Here is a 22,765-nt window from a genome sequence, read left to right on the forward strand (position 1 = left end):
GAAGGAACCCGCCCAGGAAGCCATGGAAAACGTCAAGGCCACCGCCACCGACGCCGCCCAACACGTCAAGGAAGAAGGCCAAACCGCCGCCTCCGACGTCAAAGCAACCGCCACCGACGCCAAAGACCACGTCCAAAACACCTAACGGCGACAACACCTAAAAACTCGAAGCACCACGACGGCCGGCCCGCCCCAGCGCGGGCCGGCCCTCTGTTTCAGCCCAATTTTGGCCCGGCCTTGCTCTGGCCCGGCCGTCACCTGAAGCGTATTCTGGAGACACGCTTTTTTGGGGTGTGAACCGCAGTGATGGTACGCAAAGGCTTGGTATCCCGATCTCACACGGCCCTGGCAAGGTTGCTCGGGTTCGTAGTCCTCAGTTGCGTCTGCGGCGCGCTTGTTGCCGCCTACTTCGTCCCCCAGCTTGCCGCCGCAGGCGCTGCCGTGAACGGATCGCTCAACTTCTATAACGGCCTGCCGTCCGATCTCGCCGTGCGGCCGCCGGCGCAAACCACCAGGATCCTGACGTCGGACGGGAAACTGATCGCCTCGTTCTACGAGGAAAACCGCGTTCGGGTTCCGTTGAAAGAGATGTCGCCGTACATCAAGGACGCTGTGGTTGCGATCGAGGACAGCCGCTTCTACGAACACAGCGGCGTCGACCCCGTGGGTGTCCTGCGGGCACTGGTCAGCAACGTCTCTGGCGGGGACCGGCAGGGGGCATCCACGCTGACCCAGCAGTACGTCACCAACGTGGCGAACGAAGCAAAAGTTACCTCCGGCCGCGAGGACGAGGTGGTCCTCAGCGGGGAGAAGACCCTTGGCGACAAGGTGCGGGAAATGAAGCTCGCCATCGAGCTGGAGAAGAAATTCACCAAGGACCAGATCCTCGAGGGCTATCTCAACATCGTCTTCTTCAACCGCAGCGCCTACGGCATTGAAGCGGCGGCGCAGCACTTCTACAGCGTTCCGGCCAGCAAGCTCACCCTCCCCCAGGCCGCGCTGCTGGCGGGGCTCGTCAACAGCCCCACCCTCTACGACCCCGTGACGAACCCCGAGAACTCCCTGAAGCGTCGCAACCTGGTCCTGGACGCCATGCTGGCGCAAGGCAAAATCACCCAGAAGCAGCATGACACCGCCGCCGCCACCGGCGTGGGCCTGAAAATCCGTAGCTCGAGGCAAGGCTGCGCCGCAGCCACCCTCGCCCCCTATTTCTGCGACTACGTGTCCCACCTGATCCTCAACAACCGGGCCTACGGCGCCGACACGGATGCCCGCGAGCGGAAGCTGTTCCGGGGCGGGCTCACCATCGCCACCACCCTGGACAGCAGGCTTCAGGCGGCGGCCCAGGCCCAAGTGAATTCCACTGCCGGAGCCAACCCGGGCAGGTGGGGAGCTTCGCTGCTGACGGTCCAGCCCGGCACCGGCAAGATCCTCTCGATGGCGCAGAACACGGTGTTCCTCCCGGAGGGCGGCAGGTTCGACACCCAGCTGAACTTCAACGTGGACGCGAAGGACGCCAACGGCAACGACCTCAACGGCGCGGGCGGATTCCAGCCCGGATCTACCATGAAGCCGTTTACGTTCGCCGAGTGGCTGCACCAGGGACGAAAGATCACCGACGAGGTGGACGCCTCACGGCGCGAGTACCCGCTGGGATTCCGCTGGCGGGACTCTTGCGCCAAGGTGGTTGGCGCCTACAGCACCAAGCAGCGCGCTGCCGGCCTTGAAGCTGCTGACGACCTGCAGAACGCGTCGGAGGGCTACTACCGCAGGATGCCCGCAAACTACGGGCTGTACAACTCCATCAACACGGCCACCTTCGCCGAGGTTGCCCAACTGGACATCTGCGGGATCCAAAAAATGGTTGACACCATGGGCCTGCACAGCGGCCTGGACGGGTCCGAGATCAACATGCACCAGCTGGGCAACGTCCTCGGCGGAACGGCCGTGTCGCCGCTCAGCATGGCCACAGCCTTCGCCACCTTCGCTGCCGACGGCAGGTACTGCGCGCCGATTGCCATCCAGCGCGTTACCGACTTCACCGGGCGGGCCCTGTCCAGCCAGCAGCCTGCGTGCCGCACGGCCGTGGAGCCGGAGATTGCCCGCGGGGTGAACTCGGTCCTGCAGGACGTGCTGAAGAAGGGGTCAGGCGTCTACATCAACCCCAAAGTCCAGAGCAAGGTCCCCGTGGCGGCCAAGACCGGCACCAACAACAGCAACGGCGCCACGTGGGTGCTGGGCTACACCAGCGGCATTGCCACCGCATCGTTCTTCGGCGACGCCCTGGACGGCCAGAAACGGCCGGGCAGGAATATCACCATCAACGGCAAGCACTACGACCGGATCGACGGTTACATGATCGCCGGGCCGCAATGGGCCGACTACATGCTCAAGGTGGCCAAGCTATACGCGGCCAAGCCGTTCCCCAAGCCCCCGGCGTCCATGATCGGCAAAGGGGCCAAGTAAGGACCTAGTCGAAGTGTGTCTCCACGCCGGATCCCGAGAGCCTGCCCAGGAGTTCCAGGGCCACCTCCCGCAACTTCTGGTTCCGGTTGCTCGAGACTTTGGCCAGGATGTCCATCGCCTCTTTCTGCGAGCACCTGTTCTGCGCCATGATCACGCCGCAGGCAACGTCAATCGCGGTACGGCTCTGCATGGCGGCCTCCAGGTTCTGCGCCCGCGCCTGCGCCGCTCCGATGCGGACCGACAGCTGCATGGTACGGCTTGCCAGATCGCCAAACTCGACGGCCCTCTCGAACAGCTCCGCGCTGAACAGGCCCGGCGCGGGGCCGAAGAAGTTCAGCGCCGCGCTGGCGCCTTCCCCGATATCCAAGGGGACGCCCAGCGTGGAGTACACACCGTGGTCAGCGAGCTGCTTCTGGTATTCCGGCCAGCGTTCGTCCTTGTTGACGTCGTTGAGCAGTTCGGGGGCCATGGTGAACAGCGCCCGGATGCAAGGACCGTCGCCGACGCGCTGCTCAATGTGGTCCAGCTCGATGGCCCGGGCACTGCTGCCGGCAACAGTGGCGGTATGCCGGTGCCGCTTCAATGTCACGGCGCATTCAATGCCGGTACCTGCCAGACCTGTGAGGGTGGATGCGGCAAACCCAGCCAACCCGTCGAGGAAGCCGTCCACGCTTTCGGCCCCAATAAGGATGTCCTGCAGCTGCAGAACTGCCGAATCTTCGCTCGCTTCAGTCATTCCCTAATGCTAAACGGGAAACGGCCAGGTTGTTCGGGGAAATGAAAAAACGGAGGGTCACCGGCCGCTGTTCCCCTTAGGCCGACGCCTGTTGCTCGGCCTGGACCAGCTGCACCTGCACACCGGCCTCCCGGAACAGCGCAACCTGGCCCGGATCGGCGCCGGAGTCCGTCACCAGCGTCCACGGCAGGGCGAGCTTTGCCCAGGCGTGGAACGGGCGCTTCCCGAGCTTGCTGGAGTCGGCCAGGACGTAGACCGCATCACCCCGCCGGGCCATGAGCTCCTTGAGCCGGGTCTGTGCGTGGTCCGCCTCGCAGAGCCCGTCGTCGGAGGTGACGGCGTCCGCGCCCAGGAACACCCGGTCAAAGCTCATCCGCTCCAGGGCGGCCTCGGCGAGGGGACCCACGAAAGTCTGGCTCACCCCGCGCAGCCGGCCGCCGAGGCAGTCCACCTGGATGCCCGGCGAGTCGGCGAGCTCCTGCAGCGTATTGATGCCGGGCGTGGTGACGGCGAGGTTTTCCCGTCCGCGCAGGGCGTTCGCCAGCGCGCCCGCGGTGGAGCCGCCGTCGAGCAGGATGTTCTCGCCTTCCTTCACCACGGCAGCCGCCCAGGCCGCGATGGCGTGCTTTTGCTCGTACGCCTCGCCGGTGCGCTGCCGCAGGGACGGCTCGGGGTGGGCGCCCAGCGCCACCGCCCCGCCGTAGGTCCGGGCCAGCTTCCCCTGCTCGTTGAGGTGTGCAAGGTCGCGCCGGATGGTGGAGGCGGTGACCCGGAAATGCCGCGACAGTTCCTCCACAGACGCCAGCCCCGTGGTGACGGCGAGGTGGTAGATCTCTTCGCGCCTGGCTTTGGCGGTGGTCATCTGTGGCTCTCCTTTGCTGTCACCATCGTATGGGGCCGGCGGCTGCTCGCCCCACAGGTGATCGCCTCACAGCGAGGCGCCGCCGCAGATCACATAGTTCTGTCCGGTGATGGACTTGCCGTGCGGCCCGAGCAGGAAGCCGGCGAGCGCCGCAACGTCCTCCGGATCCACCAGCCGGCCGAGCGCCGGCAGCTTGGGCGGTGTGGCCGCCCGCCCGGGGTCCGCCAGCATGGGTGTGTCAGTAGGCCCCGGCGAGAGAACGTTCACCGTGATGCCGCGCGGGGCAAGCTCCTGCGCCCACGTCCTGCCCATCCCCATGAGCGCCGCTTTGGTGGCCGCGTACTGGCTCTTGCCCGCTGCACCGGTGGAGGTGCGGCTGCCGATCAGCAGCACCCGGCCGCCGTCGGGCATCCGCGGCACCACCTCATTGGCCAGCGCGCTGGCCGCCCCCACGTGGACCGCGAACATCCCGGCGAGCGCCTCCGGGTCCAGCTCACCCAGCCGTGCGGTGCGCTGGTACCCGGCAGCGTGGACCAAGGCGTCCGCGGGATCAATCCCTGCCGCTGTTTCCGCGAGCGACGCCGGGCTGGACAGGTCCGCGTGCAGCAACCGGAACCCCTTACCCAGCGAGGTCTCGCTGCGGCTCAGCCCGGTGACGTTCCAGCCGTCGGCCAGAAGCCGCTCCGCAATCGCCTTGCCAATGCCGGAGCTGCACCCCGTGACTATCGCGTGGAGAGGGCCGGTCACTGCTGGTCGCCGGCTTCGTTGTCCCCTCCGGGAGTGGTGCCGCCCTCGTACGCCCACTGCGGGTCCACGCGGACGTACTTGATGGCCTGCCGGAAGTACGTGTACGCGATGTTCAGCGCGCCGTCCGGGCCCTGGTGGATGGACGGGTAGGAGTACTCCCTGTTCAGGCCGTCGCGGGAGTTGTTGGAGAGGCAGTAGCCGTCCCCCACGTCGAGGTTCCGCCGGATGGGCCAGCTACGGCCCGAGTCCTCGGAGACGGCCAGCGTCATGGGCGAGCGCGGTGTCCCCCAGAAGGCGCGCCGCCCGCCGTCGTCCGTTCCGGCGCCGGCAGCCGGACCCGGTTCGGTGAGCTGGCCCTGTTCGGCGGCCAGACCGTCGTCGTCGATTTCGTCGTAGAGCGAGAGCCGCCGCTCGGTGTTCTCCTCCGCGCGGCTGTGGTTGTAGACCAGCGCCAGGCGGCCGTCGGCGAGCGCCGTGAACTGGATCGACGAGTTGTTGTTGGGCAGCTCGGTGGGGACCGGCTCGCTCCACGTGGTGCCGTCGTCGGTGGAGCGGGATTCGTAGATCGAGTCGGCCCAGCGGCTGCGGAACAGCGCCAGCAGCGATCCGTCGGCCATGGGCTGGATGTTCATGTGGACGCAGCCCAGGCTGCCGGGGAGGATGTGCTCGCTCCAGGTGGCTCCGCCGTCGTCGGAAATCATCACCGCACTGTCATCGCTGTTGCCCACCCACTTCTCCCCCGGCGTGGTGATGCAGCGGAAAATCGGGATGATGAGGCGGCCGGACGGCAGCAGCACCGGCAGTTGGCGGACGAACACGCCGCCTGTTTCGTTCGCGGGGAACAGCGTTTCCACCGGTCCCCACGTCCGTCCGCTGTCCGTGGAAGTACGACGGCGGACCTCGGCCGTGTCCTGGTTGCCCGCGGTCTGCGCGGTGTACAGGAGCCAAAGATCGCCGTGCTGGCCGGCAGAGCCGGGTGCGGTGAACAGGATCGGGTTCTGCTCGGAGCGGGTGGAGTCGTCCGACAGCTGCTCCGCCGGCGACCACTGACTGCTGCCCGGCTCCAGGGCGGAGAACCAGATGGAGATGTCCGGCACGCCCTCTTGGGTCCCGCCGAACCAGACGCAGCCGAGGCGGCCGTCCGGCAGGGTCAGGAGGTTGGCGGCGTGGCTCTGCACGGTGGGCGCGGGCAGGTAGGCGAAGTCTGCGCCGTCCGCGCGCTTCACGGCGCCGTCGGGCGTGATGGTGCTGTAGCCGGCATTGGTGGTCTGCATGCGTCAGCCCTCCGCCCTGGCCGCGGCCAGGTGCGCCTTGGCTGCCAGCTCCAGGTGGGTCAGGTCCGAGGCGACGGTGGTGAACGTGTAGCCCTGGCGCAGCCGCTGGGCCGCAATCTCCCCGGCGGCGGTGTGGATGCCGGCGGCGATCCCTGCCGAGGCGGCCGCGTCAGCGATGGTTTCCAGCGCAGCATTGAACTCGGCCTCGATGGCGGGGTCACCCGGGAAGGCGCCGCCGACGGCGATGGCCAGGTCCGAGGGCCCCACGTAGATGCCGTCCAGGCCGGGAGTCGCGCAGATCTCCTTGACGTTGGCCAGTCCGTCGGGCGTCTCGATCATGGCGAAGACAAGGGTGGCAGCGTTCGCGTCAGCCGGGACGGGCCCGATGCGCAGCGCCGAGCGCATCGGACCGTAGGACCGGCCGCCCATCGGCGGGTACTTGGCAGCAGCGACTGCGGCCGCTGCGTCCGCGGCCGTGTTGACGAGCGGAACGATGACCCCGACGGCACCTGCATCCAGGGCCTTGCCGATCGCCGTGAGGTTGTTGTCTTCTACGCGCACCATGCCGACGGCGGTGTGCCCGGCGTCGATGGCCATGAGGCCGTTCAGCACGCCCGAGTACCCGAGCAGCCCGTGCTGTGCGTCCAGGGCAACGTAGTCATACCCGAGCCGGCCGATGCGTTCCGTTGCCACGGGCGCGTCCAGCACCGCCCAGTAGCCGACCGCCTGCTCACGGGCGCGGATCTTGCGGGCGAATTCAATGGCCAGGTCCGATGTCATCTGTATCCTCTACCTTCAGTTCGTGGGGTGGTCTTGGCGTTGTGCGCCGGCCTTGTCCGGGGGCGGACGTCAGCGGTTGTAGGCCGGCATGGGCCCGCGGAGCCCGGAGCCGACGGCGTCGCACGCGGCGGTGACGTCCTCGGGCAGCGGCCCGTTGGCCACGGCGGCGATGTTGGCGCGCAGCTGCTCCACCTTGGAGCCGCCCAGGAGCATGGAGCCGACGCCGTTCCGGTAGGCGAGCCAGCGCAGCGACAGCTCGGCAAGGGTGATGCCTGCCCCGCCGGCGATGCCGGCCAGGGCGTTGACGGCGTCAAACAGCTGCTTGTCCCAGTAGCGCTGGGTGTACATGGCGGCAAGCTTGGAATCACCGAAGCGGCCCTCCGAAGGCTTGGCCTCGAAGCTGTGCTTGCCGGTGAGCAGGCCGCCCCCCAGCGGGTTGTAGACCATCGTGTGGACGTTGTGGGTGGCGGCGAATTCGAGGTACTCCTCCTCCACCCGCCGGGCCACCAGGTTGTAGAGCTGCTGCGCCACCACAGGCGTGGGCGCACCCACTTCGCGGGCAACGTGGATCACGTCGGCAATCTGCCAGGCCGCGAAGTTGGAGACACCCAGCGCCCCGATCTTCCCTTCGGCCGCCAGGTCGGCCACGGTGCGAAGGGTGTCCTGCAGCGGGGTGGCACGGTCCGGCTGGTGCAGGTAGAAGAGGTCGATGCTGTCCACACCGAGCCGGCGCAGGCTGCCCTCCACGCTGTTGCGCAGCCCTTCCGGGGACAGCGGCGTGTGCTGGCCGTGGTCCGCGTGCGGCATGCCGGCCTTGGAGGCGAGGATGACCTCATCCCGTCGCCCCTTGAGGAGGCGGGCCAGCATTTCCTCCGTCACGCCGCCCACGTAGGCGTTGGCGGTGTCGATGGTGGTGATCCCGGCGTCGAGCGCCTCTTCCACCATGCGTCCGGCGGTGGCCTCATCGGCGGTGTCGCCGAACGTCATGGTGCCCAGGACCAGCCGCGAGATGGGAAGCTTCAGTCCTTCCACCGGGGTGCCTTCTGGCTGCTTGCTCATGCGTTGATTCTCCGTGGTTGAGTATCGGTTGGATTCGGGCGGTTCAGGGGCGGCTAAAGGGCCTGGTCAGCCTTTCAGCGCCAGGGACCGGACGATGTGCCGCGGCTTAAGGCCGCGCATGGTGGACGGGTCGAGGGCGGCGCGGCGGAGCTTGCGGGTGTAGTCCTCCTGGGGCGCGGTCAGCACGGATGCAGTGCTGCCGGACTCGACGAGCTTGCCGCGCTGCATGACCATGACGTTATCGCTGATCTCCTGCACCACCCCGAGGTTGTGCGAGATGAACACGTAGGTGATGCCGGTTTCGTCCTGGATGGACTTCAGCAATCGCAGCACCTGGGCCTGGACGGACACGTCGAGTGCGCTTGTGGCTTCGTCACAGACCAGCAGTTCCGGCTTGGAGGCCAGCGCCCGGGCAATGCCGATGCGCTGCCGCTGGCCGCCGGAAAATTCCGCAGGGTGCCGGTCCAGGGACTTGGCCGGCAGGCCCACCTGGTCGATCAGTTTCGCGGCTTCCTTGTGCCGTTCGGCCTTGGACCGGACGCCCTGCAGCTTCAGTGGTTCGGCCACGATCTCCTGGGCGGTGAGGTGCGGATCAAGGGAGCCGTACGGATCCTGGAAGACCATCTGGAACTTGGAGCGCAGCGGCCGAAGCTTCGCTTCGCTGAGCGCGGCCAGGTCCGTGCCGTCCAGTTCGATCCGGCCGCTGGCAGGCGTCACCAGGCGCATCAGCGCCTTGGCGATGGTGGACTTTCCGCAGCCGGATTCACCGACGACGGCGATCGTCTTGCCCTTGTCCACCGAGAAAGAGACGTCGTCCACGGCGCGGAACGTTCCGCCCGGCACGTGATAGTCCACCACGAGGTTCTCGACGGAGAGGAACGGCTTACTCATGGCTGGCTCCGGTGTTGGTCAGGGCGGCCGCTGCCGCTGTGTCAGTTGGGGTGTTGCCGCCGGGAGTTTCGTCCCACGGCCCCAGGACCGGCACGGCGGCCAGCAGGTTGCGGGTGTACTCGGTAGCCGGCTGCTCCACGACCTGCTGGACGTCGCCGGACTCCACGAAGTAGCCGTCCTTCATCACGTGGATGCGGTCCGAGATCAGCCGGGCCACGCCGAGATCGTGCGTGATCATCAGGATGCCGATGCCGCGCTGCTCCTGGAGCTCCAGCAGGAGGTCCAGAATGCCGGCCTGCACCGTGACGTCCAGCGCCGAGGTGGGTTCGTCGGCCACCAGGAGCTGCGGTTCGCTGGCCAGGGCGATCGCGATCAGCACGCGCTGGAGCATGCCGCCGGAGAGCTGGTGCGGGTACTTCTTCAGCTGCACCTCCGGTGTGGGAATGTGCACCTGTTCCAGCAACCGGATGGCACGGGCCCGGACGGCGTCCTTCTCCTTGGAGGCGGCGCCGGCGATCCGGATGGCCTCGGACAGCTGGCTGCCGATGGAGTGCACGGGGCTCAGCGCGGTCATCGGGTCCTGCGGGATGAGCGCGACGGTCCGGCCACGGACCTTGTCGATGGACTTGGGAACGGCCACCACGTCCACTCCGTCGATGAGCACGGTACCGGAAAGCACCGCCAGGTCGTCCGGGAGCAGGCGCAGGATGCCCATCGCCGTCGTCGATTTGCCCGACCCGGACTCACCGATAATGGTGACCGTCTCACCGCGGTGGATGCTGAAGTTCACTGAATCCACGGCCCGGATGATGCCGGCGTCGGTGATCAGCTCCACCTGGAAGTCGCGGACCTCAAGCAGGGCCTGCCCGGTGTGGCCGGAGTCGGTGTGACCTGTGTTGGTTCGGCCAGGGCCGGGTTGTGCGTTCATGTCAGGCACCCTTCTTCTTGCGGCGGGGACGGTCGCGGAGGCCGTCGCCCAGCAGGTTCACGCCCACCACCATCAGCACGATCACCAGGCCGGGCAGGGTGACCATCCACCAGGAGGTGGTGATGTAGTCCTGGCCGTCGGAGATGATGCGCCCCCAGGTGGCGAACGGCCGCTGGGGGCCGGCGCCAAGGAAGCTGAGGGCACTCTCGAGCAGGACGGCCTGGGCCAGGAGCAGCAGCACCACGAGTGTTGCCTGCTTGATGACGTTCGGGATGATGTGCTGGATGAGGATCTGGATGCGGTGCAGGCCCAGGATGCGCGCCGCGGAGACGTAAGGTTTTTCCCGTTCCACGAGCACCATGGACCTGGTTAGCCTGGCCACTTCTGGCCATTGGGCAATGGCAATGACGAAGGTGATCACCGGGATGGACGGGCCGAAGAGGGCCACCACCAGGAGCAGCATCATGAGGAGCGGCAGGGACATCTGCGCTTCGAGGAGACGGGAGACCACCGTGTCCACCCAGCCGCCGAAGTAGCCGGCGGCGGCACCGAGAATGATGCCGATGGCGCCGGACACCACCACGGCCAGGACGCCGATGGTCAGGGAGACCTGGCCGCCGTGCAGGACGCGGGAGAGCAGGTCACGGCCCAGCTGGTCGGTGCCGAACAGGTGGCCGTCCACCAGCGGGGCGAGGCGGCGCGCCGAGAGGTCCTGGTGGTTGGCGTCCGGAAGCGGAAGCACCTGGGCCAGCAGGATGGGGATGATGACGAGCAGCGTGCAGACGGCGCCGATGCGCAGCTTCCACTTAGATGCGATGCGGCGGCGCGTGGCGCCGGCCTTCGCGACGAGTTCCTTGGAGACGGCGCTGGGTGAGGGCGTCCGGGACGGTTGTGCGGCAGATGCCGCCGGTGTTGCGGTGTCGCTGAGGCTCATGCTGCTGCCGCCTTTCCAAGACGAACGCGGGGATCAAGAAGCGGGTAGGCGAGGTCGATGACGAGCTGAACGGCTACTGCCAGCAGCGACGTCAGCAGGACGGTCGCCTGGATGAGCGGGTAGTCGCGGGTCTCGAGGGCCCGGACAATGAGGGAGCCGACGCCGGGCCAGGCGAACACCACTTCCACCACCACCACGCCGTTGAGCATGGCCGCGAAGCGGGTGCCCAGGGCTGTGAAGACCGGAATGGCTGAGTTTCCCATCGCGTAGCGCCAGGTCAGCGCAGGGTTCCCCACTCCCCGGGACCGCGCCACTGTCAGGTACGGGGCGGCGAAGTTGGACGTCATCTCCCGCCGCACCATCCGCGAGATGAGCGCGATCTGCAGGATGGCGATGGTGACAGTGGGGAGGACCAGTCCGCCCCAGGTGGCGAAGCCGGAGGCCGGGAACAGCGGAATCAGGACGGCGAAGCCGGTGAGGAGCATGATGCCGGTCCAGAAGTCCGGCATCGACTGCCCGGCGATGGTGAGGACGTTGACGCCTAGTTCCCGGTTGGTGTCCGGGCGGCGGGCCATCCACACACCCAGCGGGATGGCGATCACGGCGGTGAGGAGGATGGCGGCGGTGGCGAGGGTCAGCGTGTACGGCATCCGCTCCGCCACCACCTGCATGGCCGGCGCCTGGAACGAGTAGGAGGTGCCGAGGTTGCCGGTGAACAGCTGCTGCAGGAAGATCCAGTACTGCTCCAGCAAGGGACGGTCCAGGCCGAACTGTTCGCGGACCTTGGCCAGCTGCTCGGTGGTGGCCAGCGGACCCGCGTAGGACACCGCCGGATCGCCAGGGGCCAGGCGGATCAGGACAAAGACCGTGGAGACCGTCAGGAACACGGTCAGCAGGCCTTGGCCCAGCCGCTTGAGGATGTACGTGGTCATGGCTCAGGCCTCCAGCCGGACGTCAACAAGGGGGTAGGAGTTGGTGGGCGCCAGGGCCAGGCCCGCCACGCGCTTCTGGTGGGCCAGCACCGACTTGGGAACGAAGGCCCAGGCACACGGCCAGGTGTCCCAGATGGCCTTCTGTGCGGTGGCGAGCAGCTGCTCCCGGCGCGCCGGATCCACCTCGGAGGACGCGGCCTGGATCTTGGCCTGGACGTCCGGGACCACATAGCCCTGGTAGGTGTCGCGGGTCTTTTCCTTTTCCGCGGTGCCGGCGTACATGCCCTGCATCATGGTGATGGCCAGGCCGGTGGGGCTGCTGAAGCCGTTGCCCAGCAGGTCCCAGTCGCCCTGCTTGCCCTGGCGCCAGGCCAGGATGTTGCCGCCGGGCTCGAACTGCTGCAGCTGGGTTTTCACGCCGATGTTGCCGAACATCTCCACGAGCGCCTCCATCACGGAGGTGTCGGAGGCGAATTCGCCGGTTTCCCAGATGATCTTCAGGTTCAGGTTGGTGACGCCGAGGCTCTTCAGGGTGGCCTTGGCCTTCTCCGGGTCGAAGGTGTAGTTGCCGGTCTTGGCGAAGCCGGTGAGGCTGGACGGGACCACGCCCTCGGCTTCGCTGACCGAATCGACCAGCACGTCCTTGACCAGGGCCTCGCCGTCGACCGCCCAGCTGAGGGCCTGGCGGACGCGGACGTCGGACAGCGGGTGGCTGGATGGCTTGCGGAAGTTGTAGAAGATCTGGTTCAGGCGGAGGCTGGAGGCCTCTGCCAGCACGACGCCGGGAAGTCCGGCCAGCTGCTCGCGCGAGTCGGGCGTGATGGAATCGATGACGTCCACCTCGCCGCTGCGCAGCGCGATGACGCGGCTGGATTCCTCCGGCAGGAACCGGACCTCCACGTTGTCCACCTTGGGCGCGGGGCCCCAGTAGTTCTCGTTGCGCTTGAGGCTGTAGGTGCCGGCGCCGCGGTTGAACTTGGTGACGACGTACGGGCCGGTGCCCACGCCTTCCTGCAGTTCCTCCGGCTTGTTCTTGGCGGCCGGGCTGATCAGGATCATGCTCATGAGGGAGTCGAGGATGGGGATGGGGTTCTTTGATTCCATCCGGAACGTCCGATCGTCCACCGGAACCACGGTGGGGAATTCAGGGAAGAACCCGGCGACGAAGGAACCCTGCACCTGCTGGTACATCTTCAGTGCCGTGGCGATGTCCTCGATGGCCACCGGAGTGCCGTCCGAGTAGCGGACGCCCTCGCGCAGCCGCACGGTCCACGCGGTGGGTGAGGTCATTTCAAAACGGTCCGCGAGTACGAGGATCGGTTTGGTTTCCGGGCCGATGGCCGTCAGTCCCTGCCGCACTGCGCGCTGGACGGTGACGGCGGCGTCGAACTGGTTGAGCTTGTTGTCCAGGCTGACGAGGGACCTGTTGAGGGCCAGCGTCAGAGTGCTGGGTCCCGGCAGGCCCGTGGGGCCGGCACACCCGGCCAGGGAGCCTGTGCCCAGGAGAAATCCGGCGGCTGCGCCAAACTGCAGGAGGCGGCGCCGTGAGATCTCACTTCCTTGAGGAAGAACGGTCATCGTTGACCTCTCGGTTGAATGGGACGGCTGGCGGCCGGATGGCCTGCGCCGTGTTACATGCATCACTGTGCCACCTCTGCGCGAAATGCGCAACAGATATAGCGCAATTCGCGCAGTCATGCCATGATGGTGCTACCGACGACCCAACGAAAGGAGGAGACGTGGCTGCAATCCTCATCCAGGCCGATGACTTTTCCGGCGCAGCAGAAGTGGGGCAATGCTTTGCAACCCAGGGGCTGGACACGCGCCTCCTGCTGTCCGCGGATGCGAACACCGGGAGCGCCGCCGATGTCCTTGTGGTCGATACCCACTCACGGGCCCTGACCCCGGAGACCGCCGCGGCGGCTTCGGCAGCCGTCTTCGGCAGCCCCAGTGCAGACGCCGCAAGCGTCCTGTTCAAGAAAATCGATTCCCTCTGGCGGGGCAACATTGGCCCGGAGTTGGCGGCGTTGACCTCTCTGGGGCACCACGTTGTGGTGGCCGGCGCCCTCCCCCAGCTGACCCGCACAGTCGTAGGTGGCCGGCCCTTTGCCGACGGCGTCCCGCTGGACCGTACGGACCTCTGGCGGGCAGAGCCTGCCGCCCCGCCCGCGGGGGTTGCGCAGCTGCTGGGCCCTGGCTCTGCGGTGCAGCTTGCGGAGCTGCCTGTGGTGCGGTCGGGCGGCCTGGCGGCCTTCCTCGGTGAAGCACTGGCGGAAGCATCATCCGCCGGCACTCCGGCCACCGTGATCGTCGACGGTGAGACTCAGGCCGACCTGGATACCGTCGCGGAAGCGCTGCTGGACCTGGACTTCAGGGCCGGCGGACGGCGCATCGTGCTGGCCGGGACAGGCGGCATGGCCCTGCTGCTCGCCACGAAACTGGCCAGGACCTTTGCGCAGAACGCGCAAAGGCAGGCGCCATCCGTTCAGACGGTGGCGGGCGGCCCCCGGCCGGTGCTGGCCGCCGTCGGCTCCGCCTCGGGGAAGGCCACGGCGCAGCTGCGGAACCTGGAAGCCGGCGGTTTCACGGCCCTGCGGATAGCTCCCGACGAACTGAAGCGTCCTGAGGACTTCCGCCCCAGTCTCGCAGAAGCCCAGCAGCTGCTGGCGGCGGGCGCGCCGTCAGCCCTGGCTGTCAGGGCCGGCGTCGTCAATCCGCAGGAATCCGGCAGGATCGTGCGGAACCTCGCGCGGCTGGCTGCCGACGCGGCGACAGGTCCGGCGGCAACAGGTCCCGCAGCATCCGCAGACCTGATCCTCACCGGCGGTGAAACGGCCCGCGAGGTACTCGACGCGCTCGGCGTCCGCTCGCTGACCCCGCTGGCGTCCGTGCAGCACGGCGCCGTGGTCAGTCTGTCCGACGACGGGCGGCTGGTGGGCACCAAGCCCGGCAGCTTCGGCGACGACTACGCCCTCGTGCAGCTTTACTCCGCCATCAAAGACCTTCGGTCTTCCCACAGCACTGCCCATCCCTCCCACAAACCTGGAGCTCCAATGACATCAGCAGCGAACGCAACCGAACAGGACACCCGGCCCTTCATCGCCGTGACCATGGGCGACGGTGCGGGCGTGGGCCCCGAGGTGACCGTGGGCGCCCTCCTCGACCAGAACGCCTACCGCGACTGCCGCCCGGTGGTCATCGGCGACGTCCACCGGCTGCAGCTTGGCGCCAAGGCGCTGGGCGTCGAAGCGGACATCGTCGAAGTGGAGACCGTGGGCGACGCCGTCTTCGAAGCCGGCCGGATCAACGTGATCGACCCGAAGCTGCTCTCGGCCGATCTGCCGTGGGGCCGGGAGTCAGCCGAGGCCGGCAACGCGGCCTACCACTACATCCGGATTGCCTGCGAGCTGGGCATGGGCGGCCAGGTCCAGGGCATCTGCACGGCGCCCCTGAACAAGGCGGCGCTGCACAAGGCCGGTCACGTTTACCCGGGCCACACCGAACTGCTCGCGCACTTCATGGGCATCGAGGAAGTGTCCATGATGCTGTCCACGCCCAAGGTCAAGGTCATTCACGTCACCACCCATATCGGCCTCATCGACGCCATCAACAAGATCGAGCCCGGCCTGGTGGAGCGGACCGTGCGCCGCGGCCACGGTGCCATGCAGCGCGCCGGCATCACCAACCCGAAGATCGGCGTGTGCGCCATCAACCCGCATGCCGGCGAGAACGGCCTCTTCGGCTGCGGCGAGGAAGCCGAGAAGATCACCCCGGCCATCGAGAAGCTCCAGGCCGACGGCATCGACGCCCGCGGCCCGCTCCCGGCGGACACGGCCTTCTTCCTGGCAGGCCGTGGCGACTACGACCTCATCGTGGCGATGTACCACGACCAGGGGCACGGACCGATCAAGGTCCTCGGCATCGAGGCCGGTGTCAACATCACGGTGGGCCTGCCCGTCATCCGCACGTCCGTGGACCACGGCACCGCCTTCGACATCGCGGGCAAGGGCATCGTGGACGTCCGCAGCATGATCGAGGCGCTGCGCCAGGCGGCGGAGATGTCGCCCAGCCCCGCGGCAGCCCCAGCTCGGCAATAGCCTCAGCCAAGCCCGTCAGGAGATCTGCAGGCCGCCGTTGATGTCGTAGGTCGCGCCGGTGATATACCCGGCGTCCTCGCCCATCAGGAACACCATGAGGGCGGCGATGTCACGGACCGTGCCCACGCGGCCCATGAGGATGTCCCTGGACATGTCGGCCTTGCGCTCATCGGTCAGGGTGCCGCCCATGATGTCGGTGTCCACGGGCCCCGGGGCGATGCAGTTGACGGTGATGTTGTGCCGGCCCATCTCCCGCGCCAGCGCCCGGGTGAATCCGATGATGGCGGCTTTCGACGAGCTGTACGCCACCTTGGAGTAGGTGCCGCCGCCGCGCTGCGCGGAGATGGAGGACACGCTGACCACGCGGCCGAGCCTGCGCTCGATCATACCGCGGAGCACGCGCTGGGTGACCAGGAACGTGCCGGTCATGTTGATCCGGAACACCCGCTCCCAGGCCTCCAGCGTCTCGTCCATGAACTCCGTGGGCGAGCTGATGCCCGCAAGGTTGGCCAGTGCCGCGATCGGCGGCATATTGGCCTCCACCTCGTCAATGGCGGAGTTCACGGTGGCCTGGTCGGAGACGTCGGCACCCACGCCCCGAGCCAGCACGCCGTAGACGGAGGAGATGTCCTCCGCCGCGCGCCGAGCCGCGTCGCCGTCGATATCGAGGATGGCCACCGACCAGCCCCCGCTGGCGAGCATTTCCGCCGTCGCCCGCCCGATGCCCCGTGCAGAGGCGGCCCCGGTCAGCACCGCGGTGCGTTCGGCCGGGAACGTGTCGTGGTGCGTCATAGCTGTGATCTCCTCTAGTAATTGGTGTCGTCGAATTCGTCAGCCGCCACTGCTTCTTCACCGACGGCAGCGTGCGTGCCCGGCTTCACGTGCCCTTCCGGGCGACGGCGGGCGTACAGGTATGTTGCGACGGCGGTGACAGCCAGGCACGCGGCGAGGAACATCAGGCCGGAGCGGTTGTCGCCTGTGGCGTCATTCAGCACGCCCACGATGTACGGTGCCACGAAGCCGCCCAGGTTGCCGAGTGAGTTGACCATGGCGAGGCCGGCGGCCGCCGCAGCTCCCACCAATGCCGTGGACGGCATGGCCAGGAACGGGGCGATGGCGGAGTAGATGCCCATGGCCGCAAGGGTCAGGGCGATCATGGCCAGGATCGCGTTGACCTGCACCAGGCTGCCGGCGGCGACCAGCCCGACGGCGGCCATCACCATGCTGATGCTGGCGTGCAGCACGCGGTTGCCGGTGCGGTCTGACCGGCGGCCCCAGAAGTACACGAACACCGCGGCGATCGTGTAGGGGATGGCGACGATGAAGCCCACCTGGGTGGTGTTGAACTTGCCGAGCGCTGCGACGATGGTGGGCATCCACAGGCCCAGGCCGTAGATGCCGCAGACCAGGCCGAAGTACAGCGCCGAGTAGGCGACGGTCCGGGGATCCTTCAGGCCTGCCAGGAAGTGGTGCGGCTGGCCTTTTTGCTTGTGGGCGAGCTCCGCGTCCATGGTCCGGGTGAGCCATTCCCGTTCATCCGCGGCAAGCCAGTGCGCATGGCTTGGCTTGTCCGTCATGAGCGCAGGAGTGAGGAGACCGAGGATGATCGCCGGAATACCTTCGACGATGTACAGCCACTGCCACCCGTGCAGGCCGGCGACGCCTTCCGTCTGGAGCAGGAGGCCGGATACCGGGGCGCCGAGCGCGTTGGAGACGGGCTGGGCGAGGATGAAGATGCCCAGCACCAGAACGCGCTGCGGCGCAGGGAACCACAGGGTCAGGTAGAAGAGGATGGCCGGGAAGAACCCTGCCTCCGCCGCGCCGAGCAGGAAGCGGACGACGTAGAAGGTGGTCTCCCCGTTCACCAGCGCCATGGCCGTGGCGAAGATGCCCCAGGAGATGAGGATGCGGGCGATCCACCTCCGGGCACCGAACCTGTACATGCCGGCGTTGCTGGGGATCTCCAGCAACGCGTAGCCGATGAAGAACATGCCCGCTCCGAGGCCGTAGGCCGCTGCGCTCAGGCCGATGTCCGCGCTCATGGTCAGCTTGGCGAAACCCACGTTGTTGCGGTCCAGGTACGCCACGAAGTAGAGGAGCACGACGAGCGGCATGAGGTGGCCGCGGACTTTTCGAAGGGTCCGGTGGCCCAGTTCGTCCAGATGATTCGCAGGATTCGTAGCGCTCATGGTGCACCTCGCAGGGAAAGACGGGTCCGCCGGGGTTCCTCGACGGAACAATTAAGGTGTACCACTCCTAATTCCTGCTGCCCAGCCACTCCATCAGCCGGTTCAACGGCCAGGTGGTGATGATCCGTTCGGCCGGCACACCGTTGCGTTCGGCCCGCTCGGCGCCGTACTGCAGGAAGTCGAGCTGCCCCGGGGCATGGGCGTCGCTGTCGATGCTGAACAGGCAGCCCGCCTCGAGCGCCAGCTGTATCAGGTTGTCCGGCGGGTCCTGCCGCTCCGGCCGGGAATTGATTTCGACGGCGACATTGGCGTCCGCGCAGGCCGCAAAGACGCGCTCGGCATCGAATTCGGACTCGGGCCGGGTGCCGCGGGACCCCTGCAGCAGGCGGCCGGTGCAGTGGCCCAGCACATTGGTGTGTGGGTCACTGATGCCGCCAAGCATCCGTTCCGTCATGGTGCGCCGGTCCGAGCGGAGCTTGGAATGCACGCTCGCCACCACCACGTCCAGGCGGTCCAGCATCTCCGGCGTCTGGTCCAGTTCTCCGTTTTCCAGGATGTCCACCTCGATGCCGGACAACAGCCGGAAGTCCCCGCCGGTGCCGCCGTTCAGACCGGCCACCACGTCGAGCTGCTCGCTGAGCCGCTCGGCAGTCAGCCCGTTCGCGATCTTGAGGTTCGGCGAGTGGTCCGTCAGGGCGAGGTATTCGCGGCCCAGGGAGCGGGCGGCGCCGGTCATCAGCTCCGGGGGTGAACCGCCGTCGGACCAGTCGCTGTGGCTGTGCAGGTCGCCGCGGAGCAGCGGGCGCAGCCCGTCTCCCCCGGCGGCGAGGGGCTCGGCGCCGCCCTGCCGCAGCTTTTCCAGGTAGTCGGGCACGTCGCCGTCCACAGCCTGCCGGATAACGTTGAAGGTGGTGTCGCCGATCCCCTTCGTCCGTTTGAGCCGGCCGTCGCGGGCGCGCTCGGCCACCTCGTCCGGCGTCATTGCGCTGATGACGCCGGCTGCCTTCCGGAAGGCCTGGACCTTAAACGTCGGCGCGGCGGAGCGCTCGAGCCAGAAGGCGATCTCGTTGAGGGCGTCGGCGGCGTCCATTCAGTCCCTTCCGGGTATCGGTGGCGAGGGCCGCAGTTTTCAGTCCTGGTGCAGCTGGATGAAGTTGCCGCAGCCGTCGTCAAACACGGCGGAAATCCCGGACGGATCCTCGGCAGGTTCGCCGCGAAACGGGACGCCGGCGGCGGACAGCCGCTCGTACTCAGCCTTGACGTCCGGCGTGCCAAAGACGATGGCGGGTATCCCGGCGGCGTACAGCCCCTTGCTGTACGACGCCGCGATGGGATTGTCGCTGGGCTCCAGCAGCAGGCCCACGGTGCCGGCCGCTCCGGGGTCCTTGACGATGAAGAGGTTGTGCTCGGGCATGGCCATGAGTGTGTCGAAGCCGAGGGTCTCCGTGTAGAAGGAGTGCGCCGCGGCAGGGTCCTGGACGTGGATGCTGCACATTTTGAGTCGCATGGCGCCTACGCTACGCCGCCCGGCCGCCCCTGCAAACCAGCCCATTGACCGGCGCTTCTGCATAGGCTGCAATTTAAGTGCGGCCCGAATTGCCGGGCAGCGCCCGTCCTTGGGAGGTGCAGTCGTGCCCGCAGTTTCCGAAGCCGCCCCCTTGGGGTTGCTGCAACTGGTCCTATGGAGCGCAGTGCTGGTGGCCGCCGTCGCCTGCACGGTTTTTGTTGTGCGGCACCATTCAAGGACGTCCGACGGCGACAGTTCAGACGTGCTGTTCTGGGACCTTTTTGGCGGCGCGGTGGTGATCGCACCGGCCCTGCTCATTCCGGCCGTGGCCTCGCCGACGGCTGGCTTGGCCCTGGCCGCCGTCGCGGGAGTGAGCGGCATCGCCGCCTACCGCAGCACCCCTGCGGTGCTTTCCTGGTACGACGCCCGGCGGCGCCGGCGGGCGGACGGCCCGCGGTGCCGCGTGGCCGCCGTCGTGCATAATGAGGTCCTCGGCCGCTGGGCGCGCTACGAACTAGACCCGACGCTGGCCATCAGCTACCCGGACCTGGCCGACGTCGGACGGCCTGAAACCGCCGCCCTGGCGAAGGCGCTGCGGGAGGCTGAGACGCTGAAAGCCACTTGGGACCCCGGGTATCCGCACGCCGTGGACCGTCTCCGTCAGGCGCTGGACCTCGCAGAAACGGCCGCTGGAGTCCCGGCCAGCCTGCGGCCGGTGGGGTTCACAGCACAGCACAGCGGCGGTGAAGCCGCGGCCGTAGGATGAGCCCATGTCAACGTACTCAGTCACGCGCAGCACAGTCATCCCCGCCCCCGCCATGGACGTGTTTCCGCTGGTCAACAACTTCCGCGAGTGGCCGAAGTGGTCGCCATGGGAGACCGTGGACCCGGACATGCAGCGGACCTACTCCGACGCGGAATCCGGCGTCGGCGCGAAGTACGCCTGGAGCGGCAACCGCAAGGCCGGCGCCGGCAACATGGCGATCACCGAATCACGGGAACCGGAAGTCGTTCGGATCCGGCTGGAGTTCACCAAGCCGTTCCCAGCGGTGAACCCCACCACCTTCACCTTCGCTCCGGAAGGCGGCGGCACCCGCGTCACCTGGACCATGGCCGGCCAGCACAAGGGCATCGGCAAGGTCTTCGCGCTGTTCATGAATATGGACAAGATGGTGGGCGGCGACTTCGAAAAGGGCCTGGCATCGCTGGCTTCCATCGTCGGGACCGGCAAGGCCTAGTCGCCCTCGCACGCCGTGGGTTCTTCACCCGGCACTTGTTCGGCTGGTCTTTTTCTAGAAAGGTAATAAGTACCCTTAGCAGTTCCGGATATCGCAAAGGAGAACACCATGCAGATCGACAAGTCCCAGATCCTCGAATTCCTCCGGTCCCAAGGCGACAACGACAAGGCCGCCAAGGCCGATTCTGAGCTGCCGGACCAGGTGGACACCGACCAGCACGCCGGGCTGCTCTCCCAGCTCGGAATCAACCCCGCAGACCTCCTGGGCAAGCTTCCCGGCGGGTTGGGTGACAAGCTCGGCGGCCTTGGGCTGTAGCTCGGAGCGCAGTACCAGAAGGCGGGTTCCCCTGGGGGCCCGCCTTCTCTGCGCCCTTCTCAGTGTGCGCAGACGCTGGATTATCGTAAAAGCAGAGGAATTTCGTCTTTTGGACATCAACCAATGGAGGGTCAAGACGCATGAAGTCAGAAGCTGCGCCACGGCAGCGTCGCCTGCGTCAGGATTCAATCCGCAACCAGCAGGAACTCGTCGTGGCTGTCGGCGAACTCCTTCGTGAGGACCCGGACTCAGCAACAATGCCCGCCGTGGCTGAGCGCGCAGGCCTCTCATTGGCCACTGCCTACCGTTACTTTCCAACGCTCGATGAGCTTCACCGCAAGTTCATGCTCAGCGTCATCGACGAACTGCACGAGTCAACCAAGAGCCTGAAAAGCAGCGGGATTGCCCTTTTCAACGACACCATGGCGCAGTGGCTGAAGGTGGTGGCCGAATACGGCCCCGCCATGGTGCTTGTCCGTTCCCGCGAAGGGTTCCTGACGAGGTTGCAGGCGAGCGAATCCCACGCCCGCGCCCTTGAACGGGTGTGGGGGCCGCCGATCCGGCAGCTGCTCGATGAAGCCAACATTGACCGGAACCAGTTGCCTTACGCACTCTCCCTGTTCAACGCCATGTTCAACTCCCGGGAAATCCTGGACTTTCGCGCCGTGACAAGCATGCCGGATGAGCAGCTCGTGCAGCGGTGCAGCCGCCTCTACTGGAGCGCCCTTCAGGGACTGCGTGACCCCAAAGACTAGTCGGCCACCCTGGCACCCAAGCCCCTTCCAGCGCACCCGGCGCTAAATAACACCGTAGTCTTAGATAAGCGCCGACCATCCGGCGTCGTACTGGCGAAACAGACGATTGAGGATTGCGGCTTGGATGGAGTCTTAAAGGGATTCTTTGTGGTGGGCATGGTCCTGCTCGTCGGCTACATTTTGGCCAGGACGAATGCCCTCGGGCCGCACGGGACGAAAGTGCTGTCCAGCCTGACCTTCATGGTCGGGCTGCCGAGCCTGATGTTCTCCACGATCGCATCCCGGCACATTTCGGAGGTCCTCAGCCAGACAGGCCTCATCTCCGTCGTCACGGCACTGTGCGTGATGGCGCTCTTTGCCGTCAGCGGGGCAATCGGCCGGTGGGGCGTCCGGCGCACCACGGTCGGCGCGCTGGCCACGGGAATCGTCAATTCCACGAACCTCGGCGTTCCGTTGTCCCTGTACATTCTCGGCAGTGCCACGTTCGTCACCCCGATCATGCTGTTTCAGCTGGCGCTCGTGACCCCGGTGGCGCTCACCATCCTGGACCTGACCGATCCTGAGGGGAAAAGGGCGTCCGTGTGGAGCATCCTGTCAACTCCCCTGCGGAATCCCGTCACGGTGGCAGCCATTCTCGGCGTCATCGTCAGCGCGGCCGGGGTTGAACTTCCTGCCCTGGTGCTGGACCCCTTGAAGCTGGTGGCCCAGCTGACGGTCCCCCTGATGCTGATCATTTTCGGCATGTCGCTCCATGGCCTCTCGCCGCGCCAAGGCACGGTGGACCGCGTCCCCACCCTGTTCGCCGTCATCCTCAAGTCGGCCGTCCAGCCGGCACTCGCCTGGCTGCTGGCCGTGTTCGTCTTCCACCTCGACACCTTCAGCACCTTCGTTGTCACGGCCTGCGCGATCCTTCCGACCGGCCAGAACGTGGTTCTCTACGCCGTCCGGTACGGCGTGGGCCAGAACCTGGCGCAATCGACGGCGGTGGTTACCTCGGCCTTGGCAATCCCGCTCCTCTTGGGCGCGGCCTGGATGTTTGGCTGAGTCCTCTCCGC

Annotated in this window: 22 protein-coding genes and 1 pseudogene; 8 read left to right on the top strand and 15 right to left on the bottom strand. The window is 67.0% G+C overall.

The window, feature by feature from the left end; translation table 11 throughout:
- Together AC1DFE_RS20335 and AC1DFE_RS20340 are read left to right on the top strand one after the other, a co-directional pair.
- Nucleotides 1-145: pseudogene (locus tag AC1DFE_RS20335) on the top strand (DUF3618 domain-containing protein); the annotation flags it as partial.
- A 161-nt stretch (nt 146-306) separates the two neighbouring features.
- On the top strand, nt 307-2,466 hold the full coding sequence (locus AC1DFE_RS20340; RefSeq protein WP_476907717.1) for a transglycosylase domain-containing protein: 2,160 nt from the start codon (nt 307-309) through the stop codon (nt 2,464-2,466).
- Nucleotides 2,467-2,470: 4 nt separating this feature from the next.
- Here the strand turns inward: AC1DFE_RS20340 and AC1DFE_RS20345 are convergent, their stop codons facing one another.
- The 11 genes from AC1DFE_RS20345 to AC1DFE_RS20395 all read right to left on the bottom strand — a co-directional run bounded on the left by AC1DFE_RS20345 (nt 2,471) and on the right by AC1DFE_RS20395 (nt 13,187).
- Complete coding sequence (locus AC1DFE_RS20345) at nt 2,471-3,202, bottom strand: GAF and ANTAR domain-containing protein (RefSeq protein WP_476907674.1); 732 nt, start codon at nt 3,200-3,202, stop codon at nt 2,471-2,473.
- Nucleotides 3,203-3,278: 76 nt separating this feature from the next.
- Nucleotides 3,279-4,064, bottom strand: coding sequence for a DeoR/GlpR family DNA-binding transcription regulator (locus AC1DFE_RS20350; RefSeq protein WP_476907675.1), 786 nt, complete (start codon nt 4,062-4,064; stop codon nt 3,279-3,281).
- A gap of 66 nt (nt 4,065-4,130) precedes the next feature.
- Nucleotides 4,131-4,811, bottom strand: coding sequence for an SDR family NAD(P)-dependent oxidoreductase (locus AC1DFE_RS20355; RefSeq protein WP_476907676.1), 681 nt, complete (start codon nt 4,809-4,811; stop codon nt 4,131-4,133).
- The gene (locus tag AC1DFE_RS20360; protein ID WP_476907677.1) at nt 4,808-6,085 is read right to left on the bottom strand and encodes a sialidase family protein; all 1,278 of its coding nucleotides are present in this window, start codon (nt 6,083-6,085) and stop codon (nt 4,808-4,810) included. The genes AC1DFE_RS20355 and AC1DFE_RS20360 overlap by 4 nt, the downstream gene beginning before the upstream one ends.
- 3 nt (nt 6,086-6,088) lie before the next feature.
- Nucleotides 6,089-6,865: an HpcH/HpaI aldolase family protein gene (locus AC1DFE_RS20365; protein WP_476907678.1), complete on the bottom strand. Its 777-nt coding sequence runs from the start codon at nt 6,863-6,865 to the stop codon at nt 6,089-6,091.
- Between the two features lie 69 nt (nt 6,866-6,934).
- A complete protein-coding gene (locus AC1DFE_RS20370) occupies nt 6,935-7,924 on the bottom strand; it encodes an aldo/keto reductase (protein ID WP_476907679.1) in 990 nt (329 codons plus the stop codon).
- 66 nt (nt 7,925-7,990) lie between these two features.
- Nucleotides 7,991-8,815, bottom strand: coding sequence for an ATP-binding cassette domain-containing protein (locus AC1DFE_RS20375; RefSeq protein WP_476907680.1), 825 nt, complete (start codon nt 8,813-8,815; stop codon nt 7,991-7,993).
- A complete protein-coding gene (locus tag AC1DFE_RS20380) occupies nt 8,808-9,743 on the bottom strand; it encodes an ABC transporter ATP-binding protein (protein WP_476907681.1) in 936 nt (311 codons plus the stop codon). Before AC1DFE_RS20380 ends, AC1DFE_RS20375 begins: the two co-directional genes overlap by 8 nt.
- Before the next feature lies 1 nt (nt 9,744).
- Nucleotides 9,745-10,677 (bottom strand): ABC transporter permease, encoded by a 933-nt coding sequence (locus tag AC1DFE_RS20385; RefSeq protein ID WP_476907682.1) that lies wholly within the window; start codon nt 10,675-10,677, stop codon nt 9,745-9,747.
- On the bottom strand, nt 10,674-11,609 hold the full coding sequence (locus AC1DFE_RS20390) for an ABC transporter permease (protein WP_476907683.1): 936 nt from the start codon (nt 11,607-11,609) through the stop codon (nt 10,674-10,676). The genes AC1DFE_RS20385 and AC1DFE_RS20390 overlap by 4 nt, the downstream gene beginning before the upstream one ends.
- Before the next feature lie 3 nt (nt 11,610-11,612).
- A complete protein-coding gene (locus tag AC1DFE_RS20395; RefSeq protein ID WP_476907684.1) occupies nt 11,613-13,187 on the bottom strand; it encodes an ABC transporter substrate-binding protein in 1,575 nt (524 codons plus the stop codon).
- Between the two features lie 161 nt (nt 13,188-13,348).
- Between AC1DFE_RS20395 and pdxA the strand changes: the two genes are divergently transcribed.
- Nucleotides 13,349-15,706, top strand: a complete 2,358-nt coding sequence (gene pdxA / locus AC1DFE_RS20400) for a 4-hydroxythreonine-4-phosphate dehydrogenase PdxA (RefSeq protein ID WP_476907685.1) — start codon at nt 13,349-13,351, stop codon at nt 15,704-15,706.
- A 15-nt stretch (nt 15,707-15,721) separates the two neighbouring features.
- Here pdxA and AC1DFE_RS20405 read toward each other — a convergent pair whose 3' ends face one another.
- The 4 genes from AC1DFE_RS20405 to AC1DFE_RS20420 all read right to left on the bottom strand — a co-directional run bounded on the left by AC1DFE_RS20405 (nt 15,722) and on the right by AC1DFE_RS20420 (nt 19,402).
- Nucleotides 15,722-16,498, bottom strand: a complete 777-nt coding sequence (locus AC1DFE_RS20405) for an SDR family NAD(P)-dependent oxidoreductase (protein WP_476907686.1) — start codon at nt 16,496-16,498, stop codon at nt 15,722-15,724.
- Between the two features lie 14 nt (nt 16,499-16,512).
- A complete protein-coding gene (locus AC1DFE_RS20410; RefSeq protein ID WP_476907687.1) occupies nt 16,513-17,895 on the bottom strand; it encodes an MFS transporter in 1,383 nt (460 codons plus the stop codon).
- A gap of 67 nt (nt 17,896-17,962) precedes the next feature.
- Complete coding sequence (locus tag AC1DFE_RS20415; RefSeq protein ID WP_476907688.1) at nt 17,963-18,985, bottom strand: PHP domain-containing protein; 1,023 nt, start codon at nt 18,983-18,985, stop codon at nt 17,963-17,965.
- Nucleotides 18,986-19,024: 39 nt separating this feature from the next.
- Entirely contained in the window at nt 19,025-19,402 is a 378-nt protein-coding gene (locus AC1DFE_RS20420; protein ID WP_476907689.1) for a VOC family protein, read from the bottom strand.
- Between the two features lie 124 nt (nt 19,403-19,526).
- On the opposite strand from AC1DFE_RS20420, the gene AC1DFE_RS20425 reads away from it, so the two are divergent.
- From AC1DFE_RS20425 to AC1DFE_RS20445, 5 genes are all read left to right on the top strand, one after another.
- Nucleotides 19,527-20,168 carry a hypothetical protein gene (locus tag AC1DFE_RS20425; RefSeq protein ID WP_476907690.1) on the top strand — a complete coding sequence of 214 codons (642 nt, stop codon included), beginning with the start codon at nt 19,527-19,529 and terminating at the stop codon, nt 20,166-20,168.
- Nucleotides 20,169-20,172: 4 nt separating this feature from the next.
- Complete coding sequence (locus tag AC1DFE_RS20430; RefSeq protein ID WP_476907691.1) at nt 20,173-20,640, top strand: SRPBCC family protein; 468 nt, start codon at nt 20,173-20,175, stop codon at nt 20,638-20,640.
- 108 nt (nt 20,641-20,748) lie between these two features.
- Nucleotides 20,749-20,955, top strand: a complete 207-nt coding sequence (locus AC1DFE_RS20435; protein ID WP_476907692.1) for a hypothetical protein — start codon at nt 20,749-20,751, stop codon at nt 20,953-20,955.
- A gap of 140 nt (nt 20,956-21,095) precedes the next feature.
- On the top strand, nt 21,096-21,710 hold the full coding sequence (locus AC1DFE_RS20440) for a TetR/AcrR family transcriptional regulator (protein WP_476907693.1): 615 nt from the start codon (nt 21,096-21,098) through the stop codon (nt 21,708-21,710).
- A gap of 120 nt (nt 21,711-21,830) precedes the next feature.
- A complete protein-coding gene (locus AC1DFE_RS20445; RefSeq protein WP_476907694.1) occupies nt 21,831-22,754 on the top strand; it encodes an AEC family transporter in 924 nt (307 codons plus the stop codon).
- Nucleotides 22,755-22,765: the final 11 nt, after the last annotated feature.

Source organism: Arthrobacter sp. 05T423, from assembly GCF_056396245.1.